Here is a 15,769-nt window from a genome sequence, read left to right on the forward strand (position 1 = left end):
GCTTGGCCGTGCTGCGGCGGCGCCCCGCCGCACAGCGCCGTCGCAGCGGCGCCTTTCCATAACAACAGGAGAAACACGTGTCTGTCGAAGTTGACCGTCAAGTTCCCGATTTCACCGCACCGGCCACGGGCGGCGACATTTCGCTGTCCGACCTGAAAGGCAAGAAGCTCGTGCTGTACTTCTATCCGAAGGACAACACGCCGGGCTGCACGACCGAGGGGCTGCAGTTCCGCGATCTCTATCCGAAGTTCAAGAAAGCCGGTGCGGAAGTCATCGGCGTGTCGCGCGACAGCCTGCGCTCGCATGACAATTTCAAGGCAAAGCTCGAACTGCCGTTCCCGCTCATCTCCGATGCCGACGAAGCGCTGTGCGCGCTGTTCGATGTCATCAAGATGAAGAAAATGTATGGCAAGGAAGTGCGCGGAATCGAGCGCTCGACGTTCCTGATCGACGCCGACGGCGTGCTCCGCCAGGCATGGCGCGGCATCAAGGTGCCGGGTCACGTGGACGACGTGCTAAAGGCTGTACAAGCGCTTTGAGGCGCGTTATATTGGGCCGCAATGAATGCCAGTTCGCCCCATATTTCTCGTAGCTGCGCCGGTGCTCGATGCGATGCTTCCCGGCACCTGACGCGCATCACGACGATATCAGCCGAGCCGCATGCCCCTGTCGACGGGGCAGCGGCTTTTTTTATGGATTGCGCGCCGGCCCTCCCGGTCCGGCCCTAACCGCATCGAGGAGCTGATCGACACTTAGGCGAACCGGCTAGACGAACTTCCTGTGCGCCACCGCGCGCAAACTGCATGCGTCTACGTCACGCAGGATGCGATCAGCGGCGCACGCCATGCGACACGATTCCTCCCGAGGGACACCATGCCTTTGCCTACCCCCCCCAGCAAGCTCGGCAGCCTGCTGCCGCCCGACGAATACAAGGCGAAAGCGCGGCCCGCGAAAGCCGCGAAGAAATCCGCCGAAGGGGACGCATCCACAGCCGGTGACTATGGTCCGGCCAGCGTGGCCCAACCGATGATCGAAGCCGCGAACACGGCCGCGCCGCTGCGTGCCGTCGCGTCTTCGGCGCCTGATGCCGCGAGCGCACCCGCACGCGGCCGCAAGACCAAGCAGACGGCCGCGCTGTTGCAGCCGATGCCGGCCCCCGCCGAACCCGCGGCGCCGGTCGTCGCACGCAACGACAAGCCGGCCGCCGGCAAACCGGCCGCCGCACCCGTGCGCGACGCCGGTGCCGCGACGAAGTCGCGCAGCCGCAAGCCCGCCGAAGCCGAACTGCAGAAACTGTTCGTGCTCGACACCAACGTGCTGATGCACGACCCGAGCAGCCTCTTCCGCTTCGAGGAACACGACGTCTATCTGCCGATGATGACGCTCGAGGAACTCGACAACCACAAGAAGGGGATGTCCGAAGTCGCGCGCAACGCACGCCAGGTCAGCCGCACGCTCGACGCGCTCGTCGCCGATGGCGGCCCGATCTCGGACGGCATCCCGCTGTCGCGCCTCGGCAGCCGCGAGGCGCTCGGCCGCCTGTACTTCCAGACGAAGCTCGCCGACATCGCGCCGATCGAAGGCTTGCCCGAAGGCAAGGCCGACAACCAGATCCTCGGCGTCGTGCGCGCGCTGCAGCGCGACCGGCCCGACCGCCAGGTCGTGCTGGTGTCGAAAGACATCAACATGCGGATCAAGGCGCATGCGCTCGGCCTGCCCGCGGAAGACTACTTCAACGACCAGGTGCTCGAGGACAAGGATCTCCTCTACTCCGGCGTGCGCGAACTGCCGCAGGACTTCTGGACCAAGCACGCGAAGGGCATGGAGAGCTGGCAGGACACGAAGACGGGCACCACGTACTACCGCGTGACGGGCCCGCTCGTCGCGTCGATGCTCGTCAACGAGTTCGTCTATTTCGAGCCGCAGAACGGCGAGCCGACGTTCCATGCGATCGTCCGCGAACTGAACGGCAAGACGGCGCTGCTGCAGACGCTGCGCGACTACAGCCACCACAAGAACAACGTGTGGGGCATCACCGCACGCAACCGCGAGCAGAACTTCGCGCTGAACCTGCTGATGAACCCCGAGATCGACTTCGTCACGCTGCTCGGCCAGGCCGGCACCGGCAAGACGCTCGTCGCGCTCGCGGCCGGCCTCGCGCAGGTGCTCGACGACAAGCGCTACAACGAGATCATCGTGACGCGCGCAACCGTGCCCGTCGGCGAGGACATCGGTTTCCTGCCCGGTACCGAGGAAGAGAAGATGCAGCCGTGGATGGGTGCATTCGACGACAACCTCGAAGTGCTGCAGAAGACCGACGACGCGGCCGGCGAATGGGGCCGTGCCGCGACGCAGGAGCTGATCCGTTCGCGCCTGAAGGTGAAGAGCATGAACTTCATGCGCGGCCGCACGTTCGTCGACAAGTACCTGATTATCGACGAGGCGCAGAACCTGACGCCGAAGCAGATGAAGACGCTCGTCACGCGCGCGGGCCCCGGCACGAAGATCGTGTGCCTCGGCAACATCGCGCAGATCGACACGCCTTACCTGACCGAAGGCAGCTCGGGCCTGACCTACGTCGTCGACCGCTTCAAGGGCTGGGGCCACGGCGGCCACGTGACGCTCGCCCGCGGCGAACGTTCGCGGCTTGCCGACTACGCGTCGGACATCCTGTAACACCGCAAGCCGGCCGGTCGGCCGGCTGTCGACGCCTCGCGGCGCTCTGGAAACGGAGCGCCGTTTTTATTTGGGGTCGAAGACAAAAGTAATGCTTCGTCACGCAACAACGCAGTTTACGCGCGAAACTTCAAGTAAATTCTCAGGAATGGTTGCTTAAGCCCCGTCGGAGCGTCTACCATCGGGTCTGTCTGTTGTCATACGATTCGCGAGCGCGCCGCGCTCGCCCGCCTCGCCATGCTTCGAATCTGGGTTCCCGTTGCCGTCGTTTCCCTGCTTGCGGCCTGCTCCAGCGTGCCGCAGCAGTCGGCATCGCGTCCCGCGTCGGGCATGAAGATCACGACGCCGCGCGCGTTCCCCGCTCCCGCCAATTTCCCGAAATTCGTCGATCACAGCGTCGGCCAGGAAGAAATCTCGATCCAGGCGATGAGCCTCGTCGGCATCCCGTATCGCTGGGGCGGCAACACGCCGACGAGCGGCTTCGACTGCAGCGGGCTCGTGCGCTACGTGATCGGCCGCGCGGCCGACGTGAACCTGCCGCGCACGACCGCCGACATGAGCGGCCGCGGCGTGTCGGTCGAACCCGAGGAAATCGCGCCGGGCGACCTGATTTTCTTCAATACGACCGGGCGGCCGCATTCGCACGTCGGCATCTATGTCGGCAAGCTGCGCTTCGTCAACGCACCGTCGACGGGCGGCACCGTGCGGCTCGACTACCTGACGAACCCGTACTGGGCCAAGCGTTTCGACGGCATTCGCCGCGTCGCGCCGCCGCGCACGGCGCCGACGCCGTTCGATGCGCCGACCTACGAGGCGAAGCGCGACGAGCCGCGCAACGCGCCGGCAGCAGCACCCGCCCCAGTGGTCGTGACTGCCGCTGCGTCGCGGCCGCCCGCGTATGCTTCGTCGCAAGCGAGAGCAACGCAGGCGCCGGCGCCCGCTCCGGCGGTCCCGGCCGCACCGATCGTGACGACCGCCGCAGCCGCACCTGCGGCCCCGGCCGCCGATCCGTACGAACCGCCGCCGCCGCGTATGCAGGCCGCGCAGCAACAGGCGACGTCGGTGAATGACGGCACGACCGCAATGACGGCCAATTCAGTGCCCATCACCGCGGCGGAATCCGGCACGCAGATTCCGACGACGGCGCTGACGGCCGCCCAGGCTGCCGCCTTCGATGCCGAACCGCCGCCCGCCGCTGCATCCGCTGCTCCACGCAGTATCGAGCCTGGCCCCGTGCAGGTATTGCGCGCGTCGACGCAATCCGCGCCCGTCAGCCCGCGTACCGGCACCGCAGACGATCCGATCGCGCGATTTGCGAACGGCAGTTACTGACCGGTCGCCCGAACCCCGACGGCCGGTATCGCCGCCGGCATCTGCCGCCGCGCCTGCCTGCTCCGCCTGAAACGCCCCTGCTCCAAAAGAAAATGCGCCGCAGCCTTTCGGCTTGCGGCGCATCGGATATCGAACCTGCTGCGTCGACGATCAGAAGATCTGGTGGCCGAGCCACCATCCGCCGGCCGCGAACAGCGCGGCTGCCGGCAGTGTCAGCACCCACGCCCACACGATGTTGCCGGCGACGCCCCAGCGCACGGCCGACAGCTTCTGCGTCGCGCCGACGCCGACGATCGCGCCGGTGATCGTATGCGTGGTCGACACCGGGATGCCGAGGAACGACGCGAGGAACAGCGTCATCGCGCCACCGGTTTCCGCACAGAACCCGCCGACCGGCTTGAGCTTCGTGATCTTCTGGCCCATCGTGCGCACGATGCGCCAGCCGCCGAACAGCGTGCCGAGGCCCATCGACAGGTAGCATGCGCCGATCACCCACGCGGGCGGCGCATCGGCGGTGGCCGACGCGTAGCCGCTCGCGATCAGCAGCATCCAGATGATGCCGATCGTCTTCTGCGCGTCGTTGCCGCCGTGGCCGAGGCTGTACAGGCCGGCCGACAGCAGCTGCAGCCGCCGGAAGCGCCGGTCGACCTTGCTGGGCGCGGTACGGAAGTACAGCCACGACACGCCGAGCATGAACAGCGAACCGAGGATGAAGCCGAGCAGCGGCGAAATGAAGATGAACGCGATCGTCTTCAGCAGCCCGTCGATGTTCAGCGAGCTCCAGCCCGACTTCGCGAGCGCCGCGCCGACGAGGCCGCCGATCAGCGCGTGCGACGAGCTCGACGGAATCCCGTAGTACCACGTGATCACGTTCCAGCCGATCGCGCCGACCAGCGCGCCGAAGATGACGTAGTGGTCGACGATCTCGGGGTCGATCGTGCCTTTACCGACGGTCTGGGCGACTTTCAGGTGGAAGATGAAGTACGCGATCACGTTGAACGCGGCCGCGAACACGACGGCCTGCTGGGGCTTCAGCACCCCGGTCGACACGACGGTGGCGATCGAGTTCGCCGCGTCGTGAAAGCCGTTCATGAAGTCGAATACGAGCGCGACGAGCACGAGTGCCGCGACCATCCATAGGGCGAGTTGTATCGAATGCATCGTGATCCGCTCAGGCGTTTTCCAGCACGATGCCTTCGATGATGTTCGCGACGTCCTCGCACTTGTCGGTGATCTCTTCGAGCAGCTCGTAGATCGCCTTCAGCTTGATGAGCGTCTTCACGTCGTCTTCCTCGCGGAACAGCTTCGACATCGCCGCACGCAGCACGCGATCGGCCTCCGACTCCCAGCGGTCGATCTCCTCGCACTGCTTGAGGATTTGTGCCGACTGCTTCATGTCGGACAGCAACCCGACCGCCTGCTGCACGTGCTGCGCCGACTGCGTGACGATGTGCGCGAGCTGGCTCGCCTCGGACGTGACCGAACGCACGTCGTACAGCGACACGGCCGTCGCGACGTCTTCCATCAGGTCGAGGATGTCGTCCATCGTCGTGATCAGCTTGTGGATCTCGTCGCGATCGAGCGGCGTGATGAAAGTCTTGTGCAACAGATCGATCGCCTCGTGCGTGAGCTTGTCGGCGGCCTTCTCGGCGGTTTGCACGTTTTGCTTGTGAATCTCGGCGTCGGCGAGATTGTCGATCAGCAGTTCGAGCTCGCGGCCACCGGAAACGATGTGCTTCGCGTGCGCGTTGAAGAGTTCAAAGAACTTGCCCTCGGTGGGCATGAATCGACCGAACATGGGATTCCTGAGAGATTGTCAAACTACTGTCACGAAAACGGGCGACATTGTACCGTTTTCGGTCGCGACGCGACGCGCGCACATGCGCGCGCCGGGATTGGATACAACGTTTGGCGATTTAGGGCTTTACAAGCGGCGTTACTCGCCGTAGAACGTCTGCGCCCCCGCAAAGTTATCGAACTTCGTGTATTGACCCAGGAACGTGAGCCGAACGGGGCCGATCGGGCCATTACGCTGCTTGCCGATGATGATTTCGGCCGTGCCCTTGTCGGGGCTGTCCGGATTGTAGACTTCGTCACGGTAAATGAACAGGATCACGTCCGCATCCTGTTCGATTGCGCCTGATTCGCGCAAATCCGACATCACCGGGCGCTTGTTCGGGCGCTGTTCGAGGCCGCGGTTCAGCTGCGACAGCGCGATCACCGGCACGTCGAGCTCCTTCGCGAGGCTCTTCAGCGATCGCGAGATTTCCGAGATTTCGGTTGCGCGGTTCTCGCCCTGAGACGAACCCGACATCAGCTGCAGGTAGTCGACGATGATCAGGCCGAGCTTGCCGCATTGCCGCGCCAGACGCCGCGCGCGAGAACGCAATTCCATCGGGTTCAGGCCGCCCGTCTCGTCGATGAAGAGCTGTGCCTCGCTCATCTTCTGCACCGCATGCGTCAGCTTCGGCCAGTCCTCGTCCGTCAGGCGGCCCGTGCGCATCCGGTGCTGGTCGAGCCGGCCGATCGAGCCGAGCATACGCATCACGAGCTGGGTACCCGGCATTTCCATCGAGAACACCGCGACCGGCAGCCCGTACTCGACCGCGACGTATTCGCCGATGTTCATCGAGAACGCGGTCTTACCCATCGACGGGCGTCCTGCAACGATGATCAGTTCGCCGCCGTGCATCCCGGACGTCATCCGGTCGAGGTCGACGAAGCCCGTCGGCGTGCCCGTGACGTCGCTCGGGTTCGCGGTGTGGTACAGCGTGTCGATGCGCTCGACCACCTGCGTGAGCAGCGGCCCGATCTCGAGGAAGCCCTGGTTGCCGCGCGCGCCTTCTTCCGCGATCGAGAACACCTTCGATTCGGCTTCGTCGAGCAGCTGGCGAACTTCCTTGCCCTGCGGATTGAATGCGTCGGCCGAGATTTCGTCGGCGACCGACACGAGCCGGCGCAACACCGCGCGGTCGCGCACGATTTCCGCGTAGCGACGGATGTTCGCGGCGCTCGGCGTGTTCTGCGCGAGCGCGTTCAGGTACGCGAGCCCGCCGACGTCATCGGCCTTGCCGGACGTGGTCAGCGCTTCGTACACGGTCACGACGTCGGCCGGGCGCGTCGACGCGATCAGGCGGCCGATGTGCTCGTAGATGATCCGGTGGTCGTAGCGGTAGAAATCGCCCTGCGACAGGAAATCGGCAATCCGGTCCCATGCCGCGTTGTCGAGCAACAGGCCGCCGAGCACCGACTGTTCGGCTTCGACCGAATGCGGCGGGACTTTCAGCGATTCGATTTGGGGATCTTGCGGCGCGTTCATGGGTTGGGATTATCGCGAATTGATCGCTGCAGCGCTACCGCTCAGGCGATCGGGCAATAAAAAAGGCAGGCCCCGGTTGCCCGGGCGCCTGCCCTTGTCCGGACGGCGGAAGCCGCCCGGAAAGCTTGCATACGCTTACGCGTGGTCGCCGATCACGTTGATCGTGACGTCGACGACGACGTCCGTGTGCAGCGCGACCTGGACGTTGTGCTCGCCGATCATCTTCAGCGGGCCTTCCGGCATGCGAACTTGCAGCTTCTCGACTTCGAAACCTGCCTTCTTCAGCAGTTCAGCGACGTCGCCGTTCGTGACCGAGCCGAACAGACGGCCGTCAACGCCCGACTTCTGCGTGATTTCGAACGACTGGCCGTTCAGCTTCTCGCCGACTGCCTGCGATGCTGCCAGCTTTTCAGCGGCGATCTTTTCGAGTTCAGCGCGGCGAACTTCGAATTCGGCGATCGCTTCCTTCGTTGCACGGCGAGCCTTGCGGTTCGGGATCAGGAAGTTGCGAGCGTAACCGTCCTTGACCTTGACGATGTCGCCGAGGTTGCCCAGATTGGCGACTTTTTCCAACAGAATGATTTGCATTCGAATTCTCCTTATTGCGTCGCCTGATTACGCCTTGTGCTGATCGGTGTACGGCAGCAGCGCGAGGAAACGCGCACGCTTGATGGCCGTATCCAGCTGACGCTGATAGTGCGCCTTCGTACCCGTCAGGCGAGCCGGCGTGATCTTGCCGTTTTCGCCGATGAAGTCCTTCAGCGTTTCCGTGTCCTTGTAGTCGATCTGCTCGACGCCGGCAGCCGTGAAACGGCAGAACTTCTTGCGCTTGAAGAGCGGGTTTTGTTGCTGACGACGCTTGTCGAATTTCTTACCAGTCGGGCGGGGCATGATTTCAGTCCTTTCCAATGTCCTGCAATGCTGTGATGTGAAACACCAAGGTTCTCGCGTTGCGGCTTTTCTTGGCCAGGAAGCCCGTGAACAGCGTTTCGACGCCCATTTCACGACTTTCCAGCCTGCCGCTCGCCTCACCGGCCGCCACCGCCTCGATCGTCATTTCGACCTGACGGGGAATGCCTGCTTCGACGACTTCCGTGCGGTGCTGCAATGTGGCGCTAGCGATCGGAACACCTGCCGGCGTATATCGCACCGGTGCGCGTTCGACGACGCTCGCCGTCAATTGCAACCTGTTCACGAGAGTGGCGCGCTCCTTGATGGCTTAATGAATGACGAACTTAAGCCTGCGCTTCGGTCGGCTGAGCTGCAGCCGCCTTCTTGGCTTCTTCGCGCTGAACTTCCTTCATCATCGGCGACGGGCCGGTTTCGGCCTTCTTCATCTTGACGATGAGGTGACGCAGCACGGCGTCGTTGAACTTGAACGCGTGTTCGAGTTCGTCGAGCGTCGTCTGGTCGCACTCGATGTTCATGCAGACGTAGTGAGCCTTCGCGAGTTTCTCGATCATGTAGGCCAGTTGGCGACGGCCCCAGTCTTCGACACGGTGGACCTGACCGCCGTGCGACGTGATCGTGGACTTGTAGCGCTCGATCATCGCGGGCACTTGCTCGCTTTGATCCGGGTGCACGATGAAGACGATTTCGTAATGACGCATTACACACTCCTTGTGGATTAAAGCCACCCGGGCGTCTGAACCGGTGTGGCAAGTGAGAAGCCGAAGATTCTAACCCGATTACGGGGCGCATGCAAGGCCAATCAACGATCGGCGCGCGGATTCGGCCATGTTTTCAAAGACTTGAACGGCGGGCCGATACCCGCGCCCGCCCGTCGGCTCTTTTTTATCGGGGTCCGAAGGCAAGCCGGACACGCGGCGGCGTGCAACGGGCGCCGCGCCGTCACTCGCTGCGCGTGCCGGAGAGCCGCGTGTCGAGCGCGGCCTTGAACGCCGCGAGCGCCGACGGCTCGGCGTCGGTCACGGCCCACCACGTCATCCCCGCCGCGTCCCAGCGGTCGAGCGCATAGCCCTGCGACACGGTCGAGTACGGGGCCGCGGGCCCTTCCCCGGCCGGCCGTACGTAGACGTCGATCACGTGCTGCCGGTACCGGTAGACGAGCACCGCCACGCGGCGGCGCCCGACGTAGTCGAGCCGGCCGCCGACCAGCGCGAAGCCGTTCGCCGCGAGATCCTCGACCGGCGGCGCATAGTCGAGCCGGCCGTTGAACCACGGCTTGACCGTGTGGCGGTCGGTCGAGATCACGTCGATGTCGCGCGCCGACAGGTCGGCCCGCACGTGGCTCGACACGAGTTCGTCGACGGTGCGGTCGGTGTCGGCGTGGCGCGCGGACAACGTCATCCCGCCCGCCGCCGCGAGCGCCACCAGCAGCGCGACGCCCCAGCCGAGCCCCGGCCATGCGGCGACGCCCGGCCCGGTGCCGGCCGTGGCCGGGCGTGCCGACCCGCCACGCCCCGGCAGCCAGGGAAACCAGCCACGACCGCGCGGACGCGGCGGCGACTTCGGCTGCGAGCGCGGCTCGGGCCGCGACTCGGCCGGCGCCGGCTCGCGAACGGGCGCATCGGCCGCGGCCGGCAGGCCGGCCAGGATGCTTGCCCGCAACGCATCGGGCGCACGGTGATAATCGGCCTGCCGCACGGCCTGCACCAGCGTGACGATCCGCGCGCGTTCGCGGCGGCACACGCCGCACTCTTCGACATGCTGCTGGACCCGCAACGCATCGGGCGCCGACAGCTCGCGGTCGACGTCCGCGTCCAGCAACGCTCGCGCTTCGTTACAGTCCATCGATAGCCTCCGATGCGGTTCCGCCGGCCGGCGTACGGCCCGGCCTGCCTTCGGGCGCCGGTGCCGGCGCGCCGCCCAGCAGCGCGGCGAGCTTGCGCCGGCCGCGCGCGAGCCGCGACATCACGGTGCCGACCGGCACGTCCGCGATCGCCGCGATCTCGCGGTAACTCAGGTCCTCCATCTCGCGCAGCACGAGCACCTCGCGGTATTCGGGCGGCAGCTTCGCGAGCGCCGCGTTCACGAGCCGCACGTTCTCGCCGCGCAGCAGGTGCGCCAGCGGATCTTCCGTCGCCGGCTGCCAATCGTCGGGCACGTCGGTGTCGTCGAGCGTGTCGGGCAGCGCGACCTCGTGCGCATGCGTGCGGCGCCGCCACTCGGTGTACCAGGTATGGCGCACGATCGTCAGCAGCCACGGCCGCGCGTTGTCGCCGCGACACGAATCGACGAAGCGCAGCGCGCGCATGCACGCGTCCTGGACGACGTCGTCCGCGTCGCCGGCATTGCCGCTCAGCCAGCGCGCGAGATTGTACGCGGCGTCGAGATGCGGCAGCACGAGCACGCGAAACCGCTCGCCGCGCGCGACCGCGTCGTCTGCCCCCCGTTCATCGACCGCCTGTCCGGCTTGCCCCACATGGCCTCCCTGGTCCCGGCGGCCGATGCCGCGCCCGTTCCGCGCACGGCGCCCGGACAGACCGGCAACGTGCACGCTCGACGACCATACCGTTGCTGCGTCGAGTTTATTCCCGCGCCGGGCGCTCGATGCGTAAAAAAATCGCCGGAGCGCCTGCCTCCCGTTACGGCGTGGTGCTCCAGTAGCCGGGGCGCGCATAGGCGTCGCGCAGGTAGTCGATGAAATAGCGCACGCGCGCCGGCACGTAGCGCTGCTGCGGATACACCGCGAGGATGTCGTAGTCGGGCAGCGCGTATTCGTCGAGGACGGTCTCGAGCTCGCCCGTCTCCAGCTGCGCGGCGATTTCCCAGGTCGAACGCCAGCCGAGCCCGAGCCCTTCGGCCACCCAGCGGTGCAGCAGCTCGCCGTCGTTGCAGTCGAGGTTGCCGGCCACGCGCATCGTCGCGATCTTGCCGTGGCGCTGGAAATACCAGCCGCGGTTCTGCCCGCCCTGCAGGTTGAATGCGAGGCAGTTGTGCTTCAGCAGGTCGTCGAGCGACTTCGGCCGGCCGTGCCGGCGGAAATACCCGGGCGTGCCGCACACGACGCGCCGGTTCGACGCGAGCTTCACCGCGACGAAGTTCGGGTCGACGGCGCCGCCGATCCGGATCGACAGGTCGTAGCCTTCGCGCACGAGGTCGACGACGCGGTCGGTCAGGTTGAACGACAGCTGCATCTCCGGCTTGTCGGCCAGAAAGCCGGGCGCGTGCGGCGCGACGTGCTTGCGCCCGAACGCGGCCGGCGCCGAAACGATCAGGTGCCCGCTGACCGCGCGCCGCCCGGCGGCCAGCTCGTTCTCGGCCTGGTCCCATTCGGACAGCAGCCCGCGGCAGCGCTCGAGGAACGCGGCGCCCTCCTCGCTGACCACCAGCCGCCGCGTCGAGCGGTACATCAGCTTCACGCCGAGGCGCTTCTCCAGCGCGTCGATGCGCCGCCCGAGCACCACCGGCGACACGCCCTCCTCGAGCGCCGCCGCCGCGAGGCTGCCGGCGTCGGCCACCCGCACGAACGTCTCGATCTGCTTGAAGCGATCCATCTCCTGTCTCCGTCTCTGTTCCAGCCCCGGCGGGAAGCCCCGCCCGGCCGTCATTCCATACTTTTAGTTTCGAAATAAGCGACTCCGGCTGATCTTATCAAACCTTTCCTGCATCCCTAAAGTGTCCCCAACAGACCCGATCGCAAGATCCGCCACATTCAAGGAGACATTCATGGCCAAGATGAGAGCCGTCGACGCAGCAGTGCTCGTGCTCGAGAAAGAAGGCATCCAGACCGCGTTCGGCGTGCCGGGCGCGGCGATCAACCCGTTCTACTCGGCCATGCGCAAGTCGGGCGGCATCAGCCACGTGCTGGCGCGCCACGTCGAAGGTGCATCGCACATGGCCGAAGGCTTCACGCGTGCCGCGCCCGGCAACATCGGCGTGTGCATCGGCACGTCGGGCCCCGCCGGCACCGACATGATCACCGGTCTCTACTCCGCTTCCGCCGACTCGATCCCCATCCTCGCGATCACGGGCCAGGCACCGCGCGCCCGCCTGTACAAGGAAGACTTCCAGGCCGTCGACATCGAGTCGATCGCGAAGCCCGTCACGAAGTGGGCCGTCACCGTGCGCGAACCGGCGCTCGTGCCGCGCGTGTTCCAGCAGGCCTTCCACCTGATGCGCTCGGGCCGTCCGGGCCCGGTGCTGGTCGACCTGCCGATCGACGTGCAGCTCGCCGAAATCGAATTCGACATCGACACGTATGAACCGCTGCCGGTCTACAAGCCCGCGGCCACCCGCGCGCAGGTCGAGAAGGCGCTCGCGATGCTCAACGACGCGGACAAGCCGCTGATCGTGTCGGGCGGCGGCGTGCTCAACGCAGCGGCCGAAGACCTGCTCGTGGAGTTCGCCGAAACGATCGGCGTGCCGGTGATCCCGACGCTGATGTCGTGGGGCGCGATTGCCGACGATCACCCGCTGATGGCCGGCATGGTCGGCCTGCAGACGTCGCATCGCTACGGCAACGCCACGCTGCTGGCATCGGACTTCGTGCTCGGCATCGGCAACCGCTGGGCGAACCGCCACACGGGCAGCGTCGAGGTCTACACGAAGGGCCGCAAGTTCGTGCACGTCGACATCGAGCCGACGCAGATCGGCCGCGTGTTCGGCCCGGATCTCGGCATCGTGTCCGACGCGAAGGCCGCACTCGAGCTGTTCGTCGCGGTCGCGCAGGAATGGAAGGCCGCCGGCAAGCTGAAGGACCGCAGCGCGTGGGTCGCCGACTGCCAGGCACGCAAGCGCACGCTGCAGCGCAAGACCCACTTCGACAACGTGCCGGTCAAGCCGCAGCGCGTGTACGAAGAGATGAACAAGGTGTTCGGCCGCGATACGTGCTACGTCAGCACGATCGGCCTGTCGCAGATCGCCGCCGCGCAGTTCCTGCACGTGTTCAAGGCACGCAACTGGATCAACTGCGGCCAGGCCGGCCCGCTCGGCTGGACGATCCCCGCCGCGCTCGGCGTGCGTGCTGCCGATCCGAGCCGCCCGATCGTCGCGCTGTCCGGCGACTACGACTTCCAGTTCATGATCGAGGAACTGGCGGCCGGCGCGCAATTCAAGCTGCCGTATGTGCACGTCGTCGTGAACAACTCGTACCTCGGGCTGATCCGCCAGGCCCAGCGCGCATTCGACATGGACTACTGCGTGCAGCTCGCGTTCGACAACGTGAACGCGCCGGAACTGAACGGTTATGGCGTCGACCACGTGGCCGTCGCGGAAGGCCTCGGCTGCAAGGCGCTGCGCGTGTTCAAGCCGGAAGAGATCGAGCCGGCGCTGCGCCAGGCGCAAACGCTCGCGGAAGAGTTCAGCGTGCCGGTGGTCGTCGAAGTGATCCTCGAGCGCGTGACGAACATCTCGATGGGCACCGAAATCGACGCGATCAACGAATTCGAGGATCTCGCCGAAAAGGCCGAGCACGCACCGACCGCGATCTCGATGCTCGACTGAACCGCACGACATTTTTGACTGACCGACCGAAGAGGCTTAGCTCATGCCGAAGTTTGCTGCAAACCTGACCATGCTGTTCAACGAAGTGCCGTTCCTCGACCGCTTCAAGGCGGCCGCGGACGCGGGCTTCGACGCCGTCGAATTCCTGTTCCCGTACCCGTACGCGAAAGAGGAACTCGCCGAGCGGCTCGAGACGCATCGCCTGCGCCTCGTGCTGCACAACCTGCCGGCCGGCAACTGGGACCAGGGCGAACGCGGCATCGCGTGCCTGCCCGATCGCGTCGGCGAATTCCAGGAAGGGGTCGGCCGTGCGATCGAGTACGCGAAGGCACTGAAGGTGCCGCAGCTGAACTGCCTCGTCGGCATCCCGTCGGCCAGCACGGCGCGCGACAAGACGTTCGTCACGATCGTCGACAACCTGCGCTTCGCGGCCGACGCACTGAAGCGCGAAGGCATCCGCCTGCTCGTCGAGCCGTGCAACCGCTTCGACATCCCGGGCTTCGCGCTGAACCGCTCGTCGGAAGGGCTCGACGTGATCCGCGCGGTCGGCTCGGACAACCTGTTCCTGCAGTACGACATCTATCACATGCAGCGCATGGAAGGCGAACTGGCCGCGACGATCGAACGCAACCTCGCGTCGATCGGCCACGTCCAGCTCGCGGACAACCCGGGCCGCAACGAGCCGGGCACGGGCGAGATCAACTACGCGTTCCTGTTCGCGCTGCTCGACCGGCTCGGCTATGCCGGCTACGTCGGCTGCGAATACAAGCCCCGTACCACCACGACGGAAGGCCTCGGCTGGCTGCAGAGCGTGGCCGGCTGTGCACCGGGCTCGGCGCGCCGCGCCGCCTGAGAAGCGCCCTTCCCGTTTTCAGCCCTATAGGAGACTTTCACATGGCAACCATCGGTTTCATCGGCCTCGGCATCATGGGCGCGCACATGGCGCGCAACCTGCTCAAGGGCGACCACCAGCTCGTCGTGAACGGCGCGTTCCCGATTCCCGACGACCTGCGCGCGAGCGCGAAGGTCGTCGCGAACTCGACCGAAGTCGCGCAGAACGCGGACATCATCATCGCGATGGTGCCGGACACGCCGGACGTGCGTAACGTGCTGTTCGCCGACGACGGCGTCGCGAAGGGCCTGACGGCCGGCAAGGTCGTGATCGACATGAGCTCGATCTCGCCGCTCGACACGCAGGCATTCGCGAAACAGATCAACGCGCTCGGCTGCGACTACCTCGACGCGCCGGTGTCCGGCGGCGAAGTCGGCGCACGCGAAGCATCGCTGACGATCATGGTCGGCGGCCCGGAGAAGGCCTTCGAGCGCGCGAAGCCGCTGTTCGAGAAGATGGGCAAGAACATCACGCTCGTCGGCGACAACGGTGCGGGCCAGACCTGCAAGGTCGCGAACCAGATCATCGTCGCGCTGAACATCGAGGCCGTCGGCGAAGCGCTGCTGTTCGCCGCACGCTCGGGCGCCGATCCGGAACGCGTTCGCCAGGCGCTGATGGGCGGCTTCGCCGCGTCGCGCATCCTCGAAGTGCACGGCGCGCGGATGACGAAGCGCACGTTCGATCCGGGCTTCCGCATCGAGCTGCACCAGAAGGACCTGAACCTCGCGCTCGACGGCGCACGCAAGCTCGGCCTCGCGCTGCCGCACACGGCAAGCGCGCAGCAGCTGTTCAGCGTGTGCGCATCGCACGGCGGCAAGGCATGGGATCACTCGGCACTCGTGCGTGCGCTCGAGATCATGTCGAACTTCGAGATCGGCCAGACGCCGGCCGCGTAACGCGACTGCCGCAACGCGCGTTTCCGCTGCAATGGCGGAGGCGCGCGACAGACATGCGCGACCCGGCTGCGGCCGGTCGCATCGATGCGCGAAGACATGCGCATCACGGTGGGGCGCCCCGCCCCGCATCGCCAACGGCATGCGGGACGGGGCGAAAAACGCCGCTCTGGGCTGAGAGCGGCGTGGTGGGGTCCGCAGCGGCACCCGGCGGCGCCGGGGAAGCCTTGGTCGGTCAGACGTCGTCGT

General features: G+C 66.1%; 16 protein-coding genes and 1 pseudogene. 6 read left to right on the plus strand and 11 right to left on the minus strand.

Going from position 1 to position 15,769, the window contains the following annotated elements; all coding sequences use genetic code 11:
- Positions 1-77: 77 nt before the first annotated feature.
- Entirely contained in the window at positions 78-539 is a 462-nt protein-coding gene (locus DIE03_RS11500; RefSeq protein WP_034207483.1) for a peroxiredoxin, read from the plus strand.
- 185 nt (positions 540-724) lie between these two features.
- Here the strand turns inward: DIE03_RS11500 and DIE03_RS38985 are convergent.
- A pseudogene (locus DIE03_RS38985) lies at positions 725-978 on the minus strand (hypothetical protein); the annotation flags it as partial.
- Here DIE03_RS38985 and DIE03_RS11510 point away from each other — a divergent pair.
- Positions 874-2,676, plus strand: a complete 1,803-nt coding sequence (locus DIE03_RS11510) for a PhoH family protein (protein WP_124450332.1) — start codon at positions 874-876, stop codon at positions 2,674-2,676. The pseudogene DIE03_RS38985 and the gene DIE03_RS11510 overlap by 105 nt on opposite strands.
- Positions 2,677-2,913: 237 nt before the next feature.
- A complete protein-coding gene (locus tag DIE03_RS11515) occupies positions 2,914-4,008 on the plus strand; it encodes a C40 family peptidase (protein ID WP_124450334.1) in 1,095 nt (364 codons plus the stop codon).
- 150 nt (positions 4,009-4,158) lie between these two features.
- Here DIE03_RS11515 and DIE03_RS11520 read toward each other — a convergent pair whose 3' ends face one another.
- From DIE03_RS11520 to DIE03_RS11565, 10 genes are all read right to left on the minus strand, one after another.
- Complete coding sequence (locus tag DIE03_RS11520) at positions 4,159-5,169, minus strand: inorganic phosphate transporter (RefSeq protein WP_046543500.1); 1,011 nt, start codon at positions 5,167-5,169, stop codon at positions 4,159-4,161.
- Between the two features lie 10 nt (positions 5,170-5,179).
- Positions 5,180-5,806, minus strand: coding sequence for a DUF47 domain-containing protein (locus tag DIE03_RS11525; RefSeq protein ID WP_034188683.1), 627 nt, complete (start codon positions 5,804-5,806; stop codon positions 5,180-5,182).
- 138 nt (positions 5,807-5,944) lie between these two features.
- Positions 5,945-7,327 carry a replicative DNA helicase gene (locus tag DIE03_RS11530; protein ID WP_006486249.1) on the minus strand — a complete coding sequence of 461 codons (1,383 nt, stop codon included), beginning with the start codon at positions 7,325-7,327 and terminating at the stop codon, positions 5,945-5,947.
- 135 nt (positions 7,328-7,462) lie between these two features.
- A complete protein-coding gene (gene rplI / locus DIE03_RS11535; protein ID WP_021156519.1) occupies positions 7,463-7,915 on the minus strand; it encodes a 50S ribosomal protein L9 in 453 nt (150 codons plus the stop codon).
- Between the two features lie 27 nt (positions 7,916-7,942).
- A complete protein-coding gene (gene rpsR, locus DIE03_RS11540) occupies positions 7,943-8,218 on the minus strand; it encodes a 30S ribosomal protein S18 (protein ID WP_006486248.1) in 276 nt (91 codons plus the stop codon).
- Between the two features lie 4 nt (positions 8,219-8,222).
- A complete protein-coding gene (gene priB, locus DIE03_RS11545; protein ID WP_034188684.1) occupies positions 8,223-8,522 on the minus strand; it encodes a primosomal replication protein N in 300 nt (99 codons plus the stop codon).
- Between the two features lie 40 nt (positions 8,523-8,562).
- Entirely contained in the window at positions 8,563-8,937 is a 375-nt protein-coding gene (gene rpsF / locus DIE03_RS11550; RefSeq protein ID WP_124450336.1) for a 30S ribosomal protein S6, read from the minus strand.
- 241 nt (positions 8,938-9,178) lie between these two features.
- Positions 9,179-10,081: an anti-sigma factor gene (locus tag DIE03_RS11555; RefSeq protein WP_124450338.1), complete on the minus strand. Its 903-nt coding sequence runs from the start codon at positions 10,079-10,081 to the stop codon at positions 9,179-9,181.
- The gene (locus tag DIE03_RS11560) at positions 10,071-10,712 is read right to left on the minus strand and encodes an RNA polymerase sigma factor (protein WP_124450341.1); all 642 of its coding nucleotides are present in this window, start codon (positions 10,710-10,712) and stop codon (positions 10,071-10,073) included. Before DIE03_RS11560 ends, DIE03_RS11555 begins: the two co-directional genes overlap by 11 nt.
- 163 nt (positions 10,713-10,875) lie before the next feature.
- Positions 10,876-11,787, minus strand: a complete 912-nt coding sequence (locus tag DIE03_RS11565; protein ID WP_124450343.1) for a LysR family transcriptional regulator — start codon at positions 11,785-11,787, stop codon at positions 10,876-10,878.
- 172 nt (positions 11,788-11,959) lie between these two features.
- Between DIE03_RS11565 and gcl the strand changes: the two genes are divergently transcribed.
- The 3 genes from gcl to DIE03_RS11580 are packed head-to-tail and all read left to right on the plus strand — an operon-like array spanning position 11,960 to position 15,523.
- On the plus strand, positions 11,960-13,735 hold the full coding sequence (gene gcl / locus DIE03_RS11570; RefSeq protein WP_124450345.1) for a glyoxylate carboligase: 1,776 nt from the start codon (positions 11,960-11,962) through the stop codon (positions 13,733-13,735).
- A gap of 43 nt (positions 13,736-13,778) precedes the next feature.
- Positions 13,779-14,588, plus strand: coding sequence for a hydroxypyruvate isomerase (hyi, locus tag DIE03_RS11575; RefSeq protein WP_124450347.1), 810 nt, complete (start codon positions 13,779-13,781; stop codon positions 14,586-14,588).
- Positions 14,589-14,629: 41 nt separating this feature from the next.
- The gene (locus DIE03_RS11580; protein ID WP_124450349.1) at positions 14,630-15,523 is read left to right on the plus strand and encodes a 2-hydroxy-3-oxopropionate reductase; all 894 of its coding nucleotides are present in this window, start codon (positions 14,630-14,632) and stop codon (positions 15,521-15,523) included.
- Positions 15,524-15,769 lie beyond the last annotated feature (246 nt).

Source organism: Burkholderia sp. Bp8992 (assembly GCF_003853705.1).
In the GTDB taxonomy this organism is placed as follows: Bacteria; Pseudomonadota; Gammaproteobacteria; order Burkholderiales; family Burkholderiaceae; genus Burkholderia.